The sequence below is a fragment of the Pseudomonas sp. BMW13 genome (genome assembly GCF_013357275.1).
In the GTDB taxonomy this organism is placed as follows: Bacteria; Pseudomonadota; Gammaproteobacteria; order Pseudomonadales; family Pseudomonadaceae; genus Aquipseudomonas; species Aquipseudomonas khazarica.
Genome location: NZ_SUKD01000020.1, coordinates 125,175 through 140,462, shown reverse-complemented (window position 1 = coordinate 140,462; position 15,288 = coordinate 125,175). Strand labels below are relative to the sequence as shown.

The following is a 15,288-nucleotide window of genomic DNA, read 5'->3' as shown; positions in this document are numbered from 1 at the left end:
GCTGCGCTGCCTGGACGCTGCCGCAGGGGGCACTGCGGCATGAGCCTGAGTCGAGCCAAGCGCCTGCAGCCGGTGGTCGACATGGCGGAGAAGGCCGAGCGCGAGGCCGCCCGCCAGCTGGGGCACTGCCGGGGCCTGGTCGGCCAGGCCGAAGCCAAGCTGGGCGAGCTGGAGCGCTTTCGTGGCGATTACCAGCAGCAGTGGATCAGCGAAGGCAGCAAGGGCGTCTCCGGGCAGTGGCTGATGAACTACCAGCGCTTTCTCTCGCAGCTGGAGACGGCCGTCGGGCAGCAGCAGCAGAGTCTCGAATGGCACCGCGCCAACATGGAGAAGGCTCGGGCGCTCTGGCAGCAGCGCTACGCGCGGCTGGAAGGGCTGCGCAAGCTGGTCCAGCGCTATATCGACGAGGCGCGTCTGGCCGAGGATCGACGCGAGCAGAAGCTGCTCGATGAGCTGGCGCAGCGCCTGATCGATCGCGGCGAACCCTGAACGGAGTTGTTTCGGCGCCGGGCAGGTGCTACACCTTGAGACGTGAACCACCTTATCTGGCAGAGTCTCGACAAAGGAGTAGACATGGCCATTACCTCGCAACCGTCCGCGGACGGGCAAGAGCTGACCATCGTGATTCGAGGACGCTTCGACTTCGCCTCCCACCAGGAATTCCGTGACGCCTACGAGCGCGTCAACATCACGCCCAAGCGCTATCAGGTCGACCTGCGCGACACCAGCTACCTGGACAGCTCGGCGCTGGGCATGCTCCTGCTGCTGCGCGACCATGCCGGTGGCGATGCCGCGGAGATCCGCCTGCTCAACTGCAGTAGCGACGTTCGCAAGATCCTCGCTATTTCCAACTTCGAGCAGTTGTTCCAGATCACCTGAGCATGCCTGATCGTCTGTCGATCCTGATTGCCGAGGACAACGCGGCCGATCGCATGCTGCTGTCGACCATCGTCAGTCGCCAGGGGCATCGCGTGACGACCGCCAGCAATGGCCTCGAGGCGGTCGCCCTGTTCGAGGAGGAACGTCCGCACCTGGTGCTGATGGACGCGCTGATGCCGGTGATGGATGGCTTCGAGGCGGCCCGGCGGATCAAGCAGAAGACCGGCGAGGCGCTGGTTCCGATCATCTTTCTCACCTCGCTGACCGAGGGCGAGGCGCTGGTTCGCTGCCTGGAGGCCGGTGGCGACGACTTTCTCGCCAAGCCCTACAACCGGGTGATCCTGGAAGCCAAGATCGGCGCCATGGATCGCCTGCGCCGCCTGCACGACACGGTGTTGCAGCAGCGTGACCTGATCGCCCGGCACAACGAGCACCTGCTGCGCGAGCAGCACGTGGCCAAGGCGGTGTTCGACAAGGTGGCGCATTCCGGCTGCCTGGCCGCGCCGAACATACGCTACCTGCAATCGCCCTACGCGCTGTTCAACGGTGACCTGCTGCTGGCGGCCTACAAGCCGTCGGGCGGCATGCACGTGATGCTTGGCGATTTCACCGGCCACGGATTGCCGGCGGCCATCGGTGCGATGCCGCTGGCCGAGGTGTTCTATGGCATGACCGCCAAGGGCCATGCGCTCGCCGAGATCCTTCGCGAGATCAACGCCAAGCTCAAGCGCATCCTGCCGGTGGGGGTGTTCTGTTGCGCCACCATGCTCAACATCAGCAGCAAGCGCGGTCTGCTGGAGGTGTGGAACGGCGGCCTGCCCGACGGCTACCTGCTGCATGCCGATGGCCGGCCGCGGCAGCCGCTGGTATCGCGCCACCTGCCGCTGGGCATTCTCGACCCCGCCGCGTTCAGCGATCGTTGCGAGGTCTATCCGCTGGAGCTGGGCGATCGGGTCTTCCTGCTCAGCGACGGCGTGCTGGAGGCCTGCGATCAGCAGGGCGAGCTGTTCGGCGAGCAGCGCCTGCTGGAGCTGCTGGACGCCAACCGCCAGCCACCGGCGTTGTTCGAGGAAATCCAGCGGGCGCTGGTGGCGTTTCGTGGCGAGCAGCAGGACGACGTCAGCATGGTTCAGGTCGGGATGCCCGAGGATGACGGGCGCCCCCGGCCGCTGGCGTTCGCCGACAGTGGCTTGAGCAGTGCGCAGGACTGGTCCGCGACTTTCGAGTTTCGGGCGCACAGCCTGCGGCATTTCAATCCCTTGCCGTACCTGCTGCAGCTGCTGCTCGACGTGCAGGCGCTGAGGCCGCGTGGTGGCGAGCTGTACACCGTGCTTGCCGAGCTCTACTCCAACGCGCTGGAGCATGGCGTGATGGGCCTGGACTCCTCGTTGAAGCGCGATGCCAGCGGTTTTGCCGAATACTACCGCGAGCGCCGCCTGCGCCTGGGCGCGCTGCAGGATGGCTACGTGCGTTTTCACCTGCAGATGCTGCCCGAAGGGGCCGGTGGTCGGCTGATCATCCGGGTCGAGGACAGCGGGCCGGGATTCGACCCGGACGAGGTCGATGCGGCCGGTGATGAAGCCCTGTGTGGGCGCGGTCTGGGCCTGGTTCGCCAGCTCAGTGATGGTTTTGGCCTTTGCGCGGATGGCCGGGGCGTCAGCGTGGAGTTTTGCTGGTCTGCTGAGGCATAATGCCAGTCCTGTCGTTCAGGGAGTGACCCGTTGTCCGATATCCATCTCGACGATGCCGTCCTGGCAGCCCTGCAGGACGTAATGGAAGCCGAATATCCGGCGTTGCTCGATACCTTCGTGGCTGACTCCGAGGAGCGCGTGCGCCTGCTGCGCGAGGCCGAGGCGCAGGGCGACCCGCAGGGGCTGCGCCTGGCTGCGCACAGCTTCAAGGGCAGCTGCAGCAACATGGGCGCGGTGATGCTGTCCGGCCTGTGCAAGGAGCTCGAAGACGCCGGGCGGCGTGAGGCGATGGAGCTGGCGCCGGCCTTGATCGAGCAGATCGAGCGCGAGTTCGCCATCGTCCGCATCCTGCTCAAATCCGAGCGCCAGCGTTATCGCGTCTAGGCGATTGCACGAGTTGGCCCGTCCTTTGCTCTGATACCGTCACGACCCATTAGACGGAGAGCGTCCATGTCCGCGTTGCCCGATCTGCGCCTGCAGGCCACGCCTGAGGTTAAGAGCAAAGCGAAGCAGCCGGCTAAAGCGCCGGAGCCCAGCAAGAACGGTGCTTCCAGCTTTGCCGAGGTATATGCCAAGGAGCGCCAGGCCAAGCCTGGCGAGCGTGCTGGCAATGCCGAGAAGCCCAAGCAAGAACAGAGCAGCGGCCCGGCTACGGCCGAGGCCGACGCTGCCACGGCTGCCGCTGAGCAGCCGGAGGTTGCCGCCTCCGGCAATTCCTTGCCGAGTGAGGAAACCGGGGAGGAGGAACTCGACCCGTTGCTGGCGATGGCCCTGGGCGGTATGCAGCCGCAAACCGAGGAGGCCGCGCTCCCCGATGAGGAGCTGGAGCCCGCGGCGCTGGTGATCACCGGTGCCGCCGCCGCTGCCGCTGGCGAAGAGGCCGGGCCGGTGACGGAGGAAGAGGGGCTCGACCCGCTGGCGCTGCTCGATTCGCAGCCGGAGGAACTGGCGGTCAAGCCTACGCCGGTGCAGGAGGCTGTCAGCAAGAGCACCAAGACCGTGGCCAGTGCCGATTTCGCCGCCGCCATGGCCGCCATGGGCAAGGGCGAGGAGTCGACCACGACGACTGACGAGTCCACCCTGGACCTGCCGCTGGAGAGCCTGGCCAAGGATGTCCAGGACAGCCTGAAGGACAGCGTCCAGCCCAATCGTCCGGATCAGTTCGTCAGCAAGCTCAGTGCGCTGACCCAGGCCCTCAACCAGCAGACCAACGCTGCGCAGCGTCTGCCGCTGGTACCCGGCCAGCCGGTGGCCATGCAGCAGGCCGGCTGGAGCGAGGCGGTGGTCGATCGGGTCATGTGGCTGTCCAGCCAGAACCTCAAGTCTGCCGAGATCCAGCTCGACCCGGCGGACCTGGGGCGCCTCGAGGTGCGGGTGCACATGACTCAGGACCAGGCCCAGGTCACCTTCGCCAGCCCCAACGCCGGTGTGCGTGACGCGCTGGAAGGGCAGATGCATCGCTTGCGCGAGATGTTCGCGCAACAGGGCATGAACCTGGCCGATGCCAACGTTTCCGACCAGTCGCTGAACCGTGGCTGGCAGGGGCAAGGCCAGGGCGAGGGCGGGCGCGGCGGTTCCGGCGCGCGCGATGGCCTGTTTGCCGGTGACGAGGGGCAGGCCGTCGGTCATCAGGAAATCCGCAGCGATCGCCTGAGCAGTGGTCGGGGGCTCGTCGACTACTACGCGTGATACGTAGCCGAAACGCTGCGGTCCTGGCCCGCTGCGCGGCATCGGCGGCCGCCTGGCGCGAGCGAAACGAGCGCCACGCCACAGGCCGCCGGCTCCGATGTTCGGCGTGACTCCGCTAGACTTGCAATCGCCCGGGTAGCCATTCAGGCAACCCGGGCGATTGCATTTGAGGTGACAGCAAGAGGCTGGCGCTGTTAAATCCGCAGCCCGGAGTTAGACAAGCCTGCTCATATGCTGGCATAACACTTGCTCTTAACCCTTTGAAAGCGGACAAAACTCCGACAAGTGACGGATTATTGGCATGGCTAAGAAAGAAGCGGCACCTGCGGCCGAGGGACAACCCGCCGGCAAGAGCAAGCTCAAACTCATCATTCTCATCGTGGTGGGCCTGTTGCTGGCTGTCGGCCTGTCCGTTGGCGGTACCTGGTTCATTCTCAGCAAGGGCGACAAGTCCGAGGAGCATGCGGCCAGCGAAGCCGAGGCGCCTGCCGCCCCGGGGCACCAGCCGGCGCTGTATCAGGACCTGATGCCGGCCTTCGTCGTCAACTTCAACTACCAGGGGCGCACCCGCTACCTGCAGCTCAGCATGGCGCTGATGGGGCGTGACGCTGCCGGGATGGAGAAGCTCAAGGTGCACATGCCGGTGCTGCGCAACCAGTTGGTGATGCTGCTCGCCGGTCAGGATTTCGCCGCGCTGCAGACGCCGCTGGGCAAGGAGATGCTCCTGCAGCAGGCGCTGGCCAGCGTGCAGGAGCTGGCCCAGAAGGAAACCGGCAGCACTGTGGTCGAGCAGGTGCTGTTCACCAATTTCGTGTTGCAGTAGCGGGAGCCGAACATGGCCGTGCAAGACCTGCTTTCCCAGGACGAGATCGATGCGCTGCTGCATGGCGTCGACGACGGGTTGGTCGAGACCGAAGACTCCGCCGATCCGACGAGCGTCAAGCAGTATGACCTGACCAGTCAGGACCGTATCGTCCGTGGGCGCATGCCGACCCTGGAGATGATCAACGAGCGCTTCGCCCGTTACACCCGCATCAGCATGTTCAACCTGCTGCGGCGCTCCGCCGACGTCGCCGTGGGTGGCGTGCAGGTGATGAAGTTCGGTGAGTACGTGCATTCGCTGTACGTGCCGACCAGCCTCAACCTGGTGAAGATGAAGCCGCTGCGTGGCACCGGGCTGTTCATCCTCGATGCCAAGCTGGTGTTCAAGCTGGTGGACAACTTCTTCGGCGGCGACGGCCGCCACGCCAAGATCGAAGGGCGCGAGTTCACCCCGACCGAACTGCGCGTGGTGCGCATGGTGCTGGATCAGGCCTTCGTCGATCTGCGCGAAGCCTGGCACGCGGTGATGGATATCAACTTCGAGTACGTCAACTCGGAGGTCAACCCGGCGCTGGCCAACATCGTCAGCCCCAGCGAGGTGGTGGTGGTCTCCACCTTCCACATCGAACTGGACGGCGGTGGCGGCGACCTGCACATCACCATGCCGTATTCGATGATCGAGCCGATCCGCGAGATGCTCGACGCCGGCTTCCAGTCCGATGTCGACGATCAGGACGAGCGCTGGATCAAGGCCCTGCGCGAAGACATCCTCGATGTCAGCGTGCCCCTGTCCGCGACGGTGGCGCGTCGTCAGCTGAAGCTGCGCGACATCCTGCACATGCAGCCGGGAGACGTGATCCCGGTGGAGCTGCCGGACAACGTGATCATGCGCGCCAATGGCGTGCCGACCTTCAAGGTCAAGCTGGGGGCCCACAAGGGCAACCTGGCCTTGCAGGTGCTGGACCCGATCGAACGCCAGCGCTGAAGCGCCGGCAACCCTGTGGGCCGGTTGGCCCGATGCGAACGAATAGCTGAAGCCAGGCGAGGAAAGACGATGGCAGACGAAGAAAACACTTCCCCCGAGGAACAGGCACTGGCCGACGAGTGGGCTGCTGCGCTGGCCGAGGCCGGTGAAGACGCCGGGCAGGACGACATCGACGCCATGCTGGCCGGGCAGGAGGCCGCACAACCTGCGCAGCCCGCCGCGCCGCGTGCGCCGATGGAGGAGTTCGGCAGCGCACCGCCGTCGCCCAACCTGCCGGTCAACCTGGAAGGGCCCAACCTGGATGTGATTCTGGATATTCCGGTGTCCATCTCCATGGAGGTCGGCAACACCGACATCACCATCCGCAACCTGCTGCAGCTCAACCAGGGTTCGGTGATCGAGCTCGATCGCCTGGCCGGCGAGCCGCTGGACGTGCTGGTCAACGGTACGCTGATCGCCCATGGCGAAGTGGTCGTGGTCAACGAGAAGTTCGGCATCCGCCTGACCGACGTGATCAGCCCCAGCGAACGCATCAAGAAGCTGCGCTGACATGAGCCGAATCCTTGCGTTGCTGTTGGCGCTGCCTGGCGTCGTTGTCGCCGCCGAGTCTGCCGGCAAGGCCGCGACGCCGATGGCCAGCAGCGATGTGGCCGGCCAGCTCGGCCAGTTGCTGCTGGGGCTGTTGCTGGTCATCGGCCTGATCTTCCTGCTGGCCTGGCTGTTACGCCGTGTGCAGCAGCTGGCACCGCGTGGTGGCCAGGTTATCAAGCTGCTGGCGACCCAGCCGCTCGGGCCGCGCGATCGCCTGGTGCTGGTGCAGGTGGGCAACGAGCAGATCCTCCTGGGCCTGTCCGCCGGGCGCATCGCGCCGCTGCATGTGCTCAAGGAGCCGGTGCACCTGGGCGATGCCGAGCCCGCCACCCCCGAGTTCGCCCAGCGCCTGATGGAGCTGCTGGGCAAGGATCAGAAGGATAAATCCTGATGCTGCGTCTGTTGCTGGTGCTGGTGCTTAGCCTGGCCACTTCGCTGGCGTTCGCCGAGGATCCGCCCACGGGCAATAGCCTGATCCAGCAGGGCAGCAGCCCGCTGTCGATCCCGGCCATCACCCTGTCCACGGACGCGGACGGCCAGCAGGAGTACTCGGTCAGCCTGCAGATCCTGCTGATCATGACCGCGCTGAGCTTCATCCCGGCGTTCGTCATGCTGATGACCAGCTTCACCCGGATCATCATCGTGTTCTCCATCCTGCGGCAGGCGCTCGGCCTGCAGCAGACGCCCTCGAACCAGATCCTGGTGGGGTTGGCGCTGTTTCTCACGATGTTCATCATGGCGCCGGTGTTCGACCGCATCAACAGCGACGCCCTGCAGCCCTATCTCAACGAGGAGATCGTCGCCCAGGAGGCGCTGACGCGTGCCGAGGGGCCGATCCGCGACTTCATGCTGGCGCAGACCCGCGAGAGCGATCTGGAGCTGTTCGTGCGCCTGTCCAAGCGTACCGACCTGGCCGGTGTCGAGGACGTGCCGCTGACCATCCTGGTGCCGGCCTTCGTGACGTCCGAGCTGAAGACGGCCTTCCAGATCGGCTTCATGATCTTCATCCCGTTCCTGATCATCGACATGGTGGTCGCCAGTATCCTCATGGCCATGGGCATGATGATGCTGTCGCCGCTGATCATCTCGCTGCCGTTCAAGATCATGCTGTTCGTGCTGGTCGATGGCTGGGCGCTGATCATGGGCACCCTGGCCGCCAGCTTCGGCACCTTATAGCGAGGCGCACATGACCCCCGAGATTGCGGTTGACCTGTTTCGCGAAGCGCTCTGGCTGATCGTCCTGATCGTCGGCCTGGCGGTGGTGCCGAGCCTAGTGGTCGGCCTGATCGTGGCGATGTTCCAGGCCGCCACGCAGATCAACGAACAGACCCTGAGTTTCCTGCCGCGCCTGATGGTGATGCTGATCACCCTGATCTGGGCCGGTCCCTGGTTGGTGAGTCAGCTGATGGAGTACACCCAGACGCTGATTCAGAACATTCCCTACCTGATCGGTTGAGGGCAGGGGGCGATGCTGGAGTTGAGCAATGCGCAGATCAGCGGCTGGGTCGGCCAGTTCCTGCTGCCGTTGTTCCGTATCGCGGCGATGCTGATGGTGATGCCGATCATCGGTACGCAGCTGGTGCCGACCCGCGTGCGCCTGTACCTGGCGCTGGCCATCAGCGTGGTGCTGGTGCCGACCCTGCCGCCGATGCCGCAGGTGGACGCATTGAGCCTGCGCAGCCTGCTGCTGATCGTCGAGCAGGTGCTGATCGGTGCCATGCTGGGCTTCGTCCTGCAGCTGTTCTTCCACCTCTTCATCGTCGCGGGGCAGATCATCGCCATGCAGATGGGCCTGGGTTTCGCCTCGATGGTCGACCCAACCAACGGCGTCTCGGTGCCGGTGCTCGGGCAGTTCATGCTGATGCTGGTGACCCTGCTGTTCCTGGCGATCAACGGGCACCTGGTGGCGCTGGAGGTGCTGGCCGAGAGCTTCGTCACCTTGCCTTACGGGCAGGGGCTGATGGTCGATCACTACTGGACCCTGGCGGGCAAGCTCGGCTGGGTCATCGGTGCCGGGCTGCTGCTGACGCTGCCGGCGGTCACCGCCCTGCTGGTGATCAACCTGGCCTTTGGCGTGATGACCCGCGCCGCGCCGCAGTTGAACATCTTCTCCATCGGTTTCCCGTTGACCCTGGCCATGGGCCTGGTGATCTTCTGGGTCAGCCTTTCCGACTTTGGCAGCCTGTTCCAGGCGCTGGCCAGCGACGCCCTGCAGCAGCTGGGCGAATTCGCCGAAACGCGATGAGGAGTCCGCATGGCTGAAAGCGAAAGCGGCGCCGACAAGAGCGAGGAACCCACAGGCAAGCGGCTCGAGGAGTCGCGGAAAAAAGGCCAGATCGCTCGCTCCAAGGAGCTCAACACGCTGGCGGTGACGCTCACCGGCACCGTGGCGCTGATCAGTTTCGGCGCCTACATGGGCAATACCCTGATAGGGGTGATGCGCGGCAACTTCAGCCTGCCGCGCGACGTGCTGATGAACGAAGGCAGCATGGCCCTGCACCTGCTGGCCTCCGGCAAGGCCGCCCTGGTGGCGGTGCAGCCGTTCTTCATCGCCTTGCTGATCGCCTCGGTGGTCGGCCCGATCGCGCTGGGCGGCTGGCTGTTCTCCGCCGAGGCCCTGCAGCCCAAGGCCAGCCGGATGAATCCGCTGGCCGGGCTCAAGCGTATGTTCTCCGTGCAGGCGCTGGTCGAGCTGCTCAAGGCGCTGGCCAAGTTCCTGGTGATCCTGGCTGTGGCGCTGCTGGTGTTGTCGGTCGACCAGGACGACCTGCTGTCGATTGCCAACGAGCCGCTCGAGCCGGCGATCCTGCACAGCCTCAAGGTCGTCGGCTGGAGCGCTTTCTGGCTGTCCTGCGGGCTGATCCTGATCGCGGCGGTGGATGTGCCGTTCCAGCTCTGGAGTCACAAGCAGAAGCTGATGATGACCAAGCAGGAAGTGCGTGACGAGTACAAGGACACCGAAGGCAAGCCCGAGGTCAAGGGCCGCATTCGCCAGCTGCAGCGGGAAATGGCCGAGCGGCGGATGATGCAGTCGGTGCCGCAGGCCGACGTGGTGATCACCAACCCGACCCACTTCGCGGTGGCGCTGAAATACGACCCGGAAAAGGGTGGGGCGCCGATGTTGCTGGCCAAGGGTGGCGACTTCCTGGCGCTGAAGATCCGTGAAATCGCCCAGGAGCACCAGGTGATGGTGCTGGAGTCGCCGGCACTGGCGCGGGCGGTGTACTACTCCACCGAGCTGGACCAGGAGATTCCTGCCGGTCTGTACCTGGCGGTGGCCCAGGTGCTGGCCTACGTCTACCAGCTGCGTCAGTACCGCGCCGGCAAGGGCAAGCGCCCCGGACCGCTGCCGGATCTGCCCATCCCGCCGGACCTGCGTCGCGACACGTAAGCGGCGTCGTACGCGGCTTCGGCATTTGTGGAACGCTTCTTGCCATTACCCCTCTAGGGCGCAGTCTCGCGTCAAAAGATTGAATGGTTGGGGTAGGGCACGTGGCAGTAGATCGAGCACAGTTAATCGGTGAAGTGCGCAGCAACCTGGCAGGCTTGCGCCATGGCAACCTGGGCATTCCGCTGTTGCTGCTGGTCATGCTCGGCATGGTCATGCTGCCGATCCCGGCGTTCCTGCTCGATGTGCTGTTCACCTTCAGCATCGCCCTGTCGATCGTCGTCCTGCTGGTCAGCATCTACGCCCTGCGACCGCTGGATTTCGCCGTGTTCCCCACCATCCTGCTGGCGGCGACGCTGCTGCGCCTGGCGCTGAACGTGGCGTCCACGCGTGTGGTGCTGCTCAACGGTCACGAGGGGCATGGCGCGGCGGGGCAGGTGATCCAGGCCTTCGGCGAGGTGGTGATCGGCGGCAACTACGTGGTCGGTATCGTGGTGTTCGCCATCCTCATGATCATCAACTTCGTGGTGGTCACCAAGGGTGCCGGGCGCATCTCTGAAGTGAGCGCGCGTTTCACCCTGGATGCCATGCCCGGCAAGCAGATGGCCATCGACGCCGACCTCAACGCCGGCCTCATCGACCAGGTCGAGGCCAAGAAGCGCCGCAGCGAAGTGGCGCAGGAGGCCGACTTCTACGGTTCCATGGACGGTGCCAGCAAGTTCGTCCGCGGTGACGCCATCGCCGGTTTGCTGATCCTGTTCATCAACCTCATCGGCGGTATCGCCATCGGCGTGCTGCAGCACAGCCTGGCCTTCTCCGACGCCGGCAAGGTCTACACCCTGCTGACCATCGGTGACGGCCTGGTGGCGCAGATTCCTTCCCTGTTGCTGTCCACGGCAGCGGCGGTGATGGTGACCCGCGTGTCCACCTCCGAGGACATGGGCGCGCAGGTCAACCGGCAGATGTTCGCCTCGCCGCGTGCGCTGGCCGTGGCCGCAGCGATCATGATCGCCATGGGCCTGGTGCCGGGCATGCCGCACTTTTCCTTCATCGGTCTGGGCCTGATCGCCGCCGGTGGCGCGTACTGGATCGCCCATCGCCAGCGCAAGGCCAAGGAAGAGGAGGTCAAGGAGGTCCAGCGTCAGCAGGAGCTGCTGCCGGCGCAGAAGGCCCAGGAGGTCAAGGAACTGGGCTGGGATGACGTCACCCCGGTGGACATGGTCGGCCTGGAGGTGGGCTATCGCCTGATTCCGCTGGTCGATCGCAACCAGGGCGGCCAACTGCTGGCGCGGATCAAGGGCGTGCGCAAGAAGCTCTCGCAGGAAATGGGCTTTCTCATGCCCTCGGTGCACATCCGCGATAACCTCGACCTGGCGCCCAACGCCTATCGCCTGACGCTGATGGGCGTCAGCGTCGCCGAGGCGGAGGTCTATCCCGACCGGGAGCTGGCGATCAACCCCGGCCAGGTGTTCGGCCCGCTCAATGGGATCGCCGCCAAGGATCCGGCGTTCGGCCTGGAGGCGGTATGGATCGACCCCAGCCAGCGTGATCAGGCGCAATCGCTCGGCTACACCGTGGTCGACGCCAGTACGGTGGTCGCGACTCACCTCAACCAGATCCTGCACAAGCACGCCCACGAGTTGCTCGGTCACGAGGAAGTGCAACAGCTCATGCAGTTGCTGGCCAAGAGCTCGCCCAAGCTGGCCGAGGAGCTGGTGCCGGGGCTGGTGTCGCTGTCGACCCTGCTCAAGGTGTTGCAGGCACTGCTGCAGGAGCAGGTGCCGGTACGCGATATCCGCACCATCGCCGAGGCGATCGCCAACGTCGCGCCGAAGAGTCAAGATCCCGCCGCGATGGTCGCCGCAGTCCGCGTGTCGCTGGCCCGCGCAATCGTGCAAAGCATTGTGGGACTAGAGCCGGAGCTGCCTGTGATCACCCTGGAGCCAAGGTTGGAACAGATATTGCTGAACAGTCTGCAGAAGGCCGGTCAGGGCAGCGAGGATGGCATCCTCCTCGAGCCCGGCATGGCTGAAAAGCTGCAGCGTTCCCTGGTGGATGCGGCGCAGCGCCAGGAAATGCTCGGCAAACCGGTGATCCTGCTGGTGGCCGGTCCGATCCGGGCGATGCTCTCGCGCTTCGCGCGGCTGGCGGTACCCAGCATGCACGTGCTGGCGTACCAGGAAATTCCGGACAACAAGCAGGTCACCATAGTCGCTACGGTTGGCCAGAACTGAGGTAAAGGGTCATGCAGGTCAAACGCTTCTTCGCCGCCGATATGCGGACCGCCATGAAACTGGTGCGTGACGAACTGGGCGCCGATGCCTCGATCATCGGCAACCGCCGCGTGGCTGGCGGTGTGGAGCTGACGGCTGCACTGGATTACCAGGCGCCGGCACCGGCACGCCCGAACCCGGCGCTGGAAGCCGAATTGCGCAAGACCCAGGCGCGCATCGCCAGCGCCCAGGCCGAGCTGACCACCCGTGCCGAACAGGATGCCGGCAAGGATCGCCAGTTGTTCGCCAACGAGTCGCTGCTGGCGCCCGAGCTGCCGGCGACGCCGGTCAAGCCGCAGCGCCCGCTCGAGGTGCCTGTCGCCGCTGCACCGGCGGTCGATCCCCGGGCTCTGGACGCGATGCGCTTCGAGCTGCATGGTCTGCGTGAGCTGATCGAAGTCCAGTTGGGGTCCATCGCCTGGGGGCAGCTGCAGAATCGTCGTCCGCAGCAGGCCAACCTCTGGCGTCGCCTGCAGCGCATGGGCCTGTCGGCCGAGCTGTCGCAAGCCCTGCTGAGCAAGGTGGCCGGTGTGGCCGAGCCGCGTCAGGCCTGGCGCATGCTGCTGGCCCACCTGGCTCACGCGATCAGAACGCCCAAGGTCGAGCCGCTGGAAGAGGGTGGGGTGATCGCCCTGGTCGGTCCGGCCGGCATGGGCAAGACCACCACGCTGGCCAAGCTGGCTGCGCGCTACGTGCTTAAGTACGGCGCGCAGCAGGTCGCTCTGGTGAGCATGGACAGCTATCGTATTGGCGCACAGGAGCAACTGAAGACGCTTGGGCGTATCCTTGGCGTATCGGTGACCCAGGTCGATCCCGGTCAGTCTCTGCTGCAGGCTCTGACGCCGCTGGCCAAGAAACGCGTGGTGCTGGTCGACACCGCAGGCCTGCCGGGTAACGATCCGGCACTGCGTCTGCAGCTGGAGAGCCTGGCGTCGCCACGCATCAAGTCGAAGAATTATCTGGTTTTGGCGGCAACGAGTCAGAACCAAGTGCTCAAGGCGGCCTACCATAGTTACAAGCGCTGCGGACTTTCTGGTTGCATACTGACCAAGCTGGACGAGGCTGCGAGCCTGGGCGAGGTATTGGGTCTGGCTATAGGCCAGCATCTGCCGGTAGCCTATGTGACAGACGGGCCGCGCATTCCGGATGACCTGCAGGTACCGCGCAGCCACCAGCTGGTCAGCCGCGCAGTGGGCCTGCAGTCTGCGGAGGAGCCGAGTGAGGACGCCATGGCGCAGTTGTTCGCCGGGCTCTATCACCAGCCCGCGCAGCGCGCCGGCTGAACGGCGACAATGTTGCACCCTCTCGCGCATGAGCGCGGGAGTGAACGGCCTGATGGTCAAGTCGAAGTTAGACAAGGTGTAGAAAGAACATGGGTATGCATCCCGTACAGGTGATTGCGGTGACCGGCGGCAAGGGTGGCGTCGGCAAGACCAATGTGTCGGTGAATCTGTCCATGGCCCTGGCCGACCTCGGTCGGCGGGTGATGCTGATGGACGCCGACCTGGGGCTGGCCAACGTCGACGTGCTGCTGGGGCTCACGCCCAAGCGCACCCTGGCCGATGTGATCGCCGGCGAGTGCGATCTGCGTGACGTGCTGCTGCAGGGGCCGGGCGGCATTCGCATCGTGCCGGCCGCGTCGGGCACGCAGAGCATGGTCAGCCTCACGCCGATGCAGCATGCCGGGCTGATCCAGGCATTCAGCGACATCAGCGAGAACCTCGATGTCCTGGTGATCGACACCGCCGCTGGTATCGGCGACGCGGTGGTCAGCTTCGTCCGGGCGGCGCAGGAAATCCTCGTGGTGGTGTGCGACGAACCGACCTCCATCACCGATGCCTACGCCCTGATCAAGCTGCTCAACCGTGACCATGGCATCAGCCGTTTCCGCGTCCTGGCCAACATGGCTCACAGTCCGCAGGAAGGGCGCAATCTCTTTGCTAAGCTGACCAAGGTGACGGATCGTTTTCTTGATGTCGCCCTGCAGTATGTCGGCGCCGTGCCCTACGACGAGTGCGTGCGCAAGGCCGTGCAGAAGCAGCGTGCCGTCTATGAGGCGTTCCCACGATCCAAGTGCGCCCTGGCGTTCAAGGCGATTGCTCAGAAGGTCGACACCTGGCCGTTGCCGGCCAACCCCCGCGGCCATCTGGAGTTCTTCGTCGAGCGTCTGGTGCAGCAACCGACGGCTGACAGTGCCGTATGACAGCAGCTTCTGGACTTCGTATGTACAACAAGGCGCAGGCGCAGGACTCCCAGCACCAGTTGATCGAGCGCTATGCCTCCCTGGTCAAACGCATCGCCTACCACCTGCTGGCACGCCTGCCAGCCAGCGTGCAGGTCGATGATCTGATCCAGGCGGGGATGATCGGGCTGCTCGAGGCCTCGCGCAAATACGACTCCAGCAAGGGTGCCAGTTTCGAAACCTTCGCCGGCATCCGCATTCGCGGTGCCATGCTCGACGAGGTACGCAAGGGCGATTGGGCGCCGCGTTCCGTGCACCGTAACAGCCGTATGGTCAGCGATGCGATTCGTGCAGTCGAAGCCCGAACCGGGCGCGACGCTAAAGATCACGAGGTTGCTGCCGAACTCCAATTGAGTCTGGAGGATTACTACGGCATTCTTGGCGACACTTTGGGCAGCCGTCTGTTCAGCTTCGACGACCTCTTGCAGGATGGCGAGCACGGCGGGTTGCACGAAGACGCCGGGCACACCCACCTCGAACCTTCGCGGGACCTCGAAGACGAACGCTTTCAGGCGGCTTTGGCCGAGGCCATCGCCGGTTTGCCCGAGCGTGAACGTCTCGTGCTGGCGCTGTATTACGATGAAGAACTGAACTTGAAAGAAATCGGTGAAGTGCTGGGGGTTAGCGAGTCACGTGTGAGCCAACTGCACAGTCAGTGCGCGGCACGCCTGCGCTCGCGACTGAGTGAATGGCGCGCAGGCTGAACAGCGGCGTACTCGCAGGCGGAA

General features: G+C 65.0%; 17 protein-coding genes. All 17 read left to right on the top strand.

What is annotated here, in order from left to right; all coding sequences use genetic code 11:
* The first annotated feature begins 39 nt into the window (after window positions 1–39).
* On the top strand, window positions 40–489 hold the full coding sequence (gene fliJ, locus E4487_RS16115; RefSeq protein ID WP_037050425.1) for a flagellar export protein FliJ: 450 nt from the start codon (window positions 40–42) through the stop codon (window positions 487–489).
* 84 nt (window positions 490–573) lie between these two features.
* Window positions 574–879: an STAS domain-containing protein gene (locus E4487_RS16110; protein ID WP_037050427.1), complete on the top strand. Its 306-nt coding sequence runs from the start codon at window positions 574–576 to the stop codon at window positions 877–879.
* A 2-nt stretch (window positions 880–881) separates the two neighbouring features.
* Window positions 882–2,570 carry a fused response regulator/phosphatase gene (locus E4487_RS16105; RefSeq protein WP_175253833.1) on the top strand — a complete coding sequence of 563 codons (1,689 nt, stop codon included), beginning with the start codon at window positions 882–884 and terminating at the stop codon, window positions 2,568–2,570.
* 30 nt (window positions 2,571–2,600) lie between these two features.
* Window positions 2,601–2,954 carry an Hpt domain-containing protein gene (locus E4487_RS16100; RefSeq protein WP_037050433.1) on the top strand — a complete coding sequence of 118 codons (354 nt, stop codon included), beginning with the start codon at window positions 2,601–2,603 and terminating at the stop codon, window positions 2,952–2,954.
* 66 nt (window positions 2,955–3,020) lie between these two features.
* The gene (locus E4487_RS16095) at window positions 3,021–4,259 is read left to right on the top strand and encodes a flagellar hook-length control protein FliK (RefSeq protein WP_037050435.1); all 1,239 of its coding nucleotides are present in this window, start codon (window positions 3,021–3,023) and stop codon (window positions 4,257–4,259) included.
* A gap of 301 nt (window positions 4,260–4,560) precedes the next feature.
* Window positions 4,561–5,082: a flagellar basal body-associated protein FliL gene (fliL, locus tag E4487_RS16090; protein ID WP_037050438.1), complete on the top strand. Its 522-nt coding sequence runs from the start codon at window positions 4,561–4,563 to the stop codon at window positions 5,080–5,082.
* A gap of 12 nt (window positions 5,083–5,094) precedes the next feature.
* On the top strand, window positions 5,095–6,066 hold the full coding sequence (gene fliM / locus E4487_RS16085) for a flagellar motor switch protein FliM (RefSeq protein ID WP_037050440.1): 972 nt from the start codon (window positions 5,095–5,097) through the stop codon (window positions 6,064–6,066).
* Window positions 6,067–6,135: 69 nt separating this feature from the next.
* Entirely contained in the window at window positions 6,136–6,615 is a 480-nt protein-coding gene (fliN, locus tag E4487_RS16080) for a flagellar motor switch protein FliN (RefSeq protein WP_037050443.1), read from the top strand.
* 1 nt (window position 6,616) lies between these two features.
* Window positions 6,617–7,048 (top strand): flagellar biosynthetic protein FliO, encoded by a 432-nt coding sequence (gene fliO, locus E4487_RS16075; RefSeq protein ID WP_175253832.1) that lies wholly within the window; start codon window positions 6,617–6,619, stop codon window positions 7,046–7,048.
* The gene (fliP, locus tag E4487_RS16070; RefSeq protein ID WP_037050447.1) at window positions 7,048–7,833 is read left to right on the top strand and encodes a flagellar type III secretion system pore protein FliP; all 786 of its coding nucleotides are present in this window, start codon (window positions 7,048–7,050) and stop codon (window positions 7,831–7,833) included. Before fliO ends, fliP begins: the two co-directional genes overlap by 1 nt.
* A gap of 10 nt (window positions 7,834–7,843) precedes the next feature.
* Entirely contained in the window at window positions 7,844–8,113 is a 270-nt protein-coding gene (gene fliQ / locus E4487_RS16065) for a flagellar biosynthesis protein FliQ (RefSeq protein WP_037050449.1), read from the top strand.
* Between the two features lie 12 nt (window positions 8,114–8,125).
* Window positions 8,126–8,902, top strand: coding sequence for a flagellar biosynthetic protein FliR (gene fliR / locus E4487_RS16060; protein WP_037050451.1), 777 nt, complete (start codon window positions 8,126–8,128; stop codon window positions 8,900–8,902).
* Between the two features lie 9 nt (window positions 8,903–8,911).
* Entirely contained in the window at window positions 8,912–10,048 is a 1,137-nt protein-coding gene (gene flhB, locus E4487_RS16055; RefSeq protein WP_037050454.1) for a flagellar biosynthesis protein FlhB, read from the top strand.
* A gap of 101 nt (window positions 10,049–10,149) precedes the next feature.
* Window positions 10,150–12,279, top strand: coding sequence for a flagellar biosynthesis protein FlhA (gene flhA, locus E4487_RS16050; RefSeq protein WP_371923174.1), 2,130 nt, complete (start codon window positions 10,150–10,152; stop codon window positions 12,277–12,279).
* Between the two features lie 11 nt (window positions 12,280–12,290).
* Window positions 12,291–13,601 (top strand): flagellar biosynthesis protein FlhF, encoded by a 1,311-nt coding sequence (gene flhF, locus E4487_RS16045; protein ID WP_037050460.1) that lies wholly within the window; start codon window positions 12,291–12,293, stop codon window positions 13,599–13,601.
* Window positions 13,602–13,690: 89 nt separating this feature from the next.
* Window positions 13,691–14,521, top strand: a complete 831-nt coding sequence (gene fleN / locus E4487_RS16040) for a flagellar synthesis regulator FleN (protein WP_167494315.1) — start codon at window positions 13,691–13,693, stop codon at window positions 14,519–14,521.
* Window positions 14,518–15,264 (top strand): RNA polymerase sigma factor FliA, encoded by a 747-nt coding sequence (gene fliA / locus E4487_RS16035; RefSeq protein ID WP_037050464.1) that lies wholly within the window; start codon window positions 14,518–14,520, stop codon window positions 15,262–15,264. The genes fleN and fliA overlap by 4 nt, the downstream gene beginning before the upstream one ends.
* Window positions 15,265–15,288: the final 24 nt, after the last annotated feature.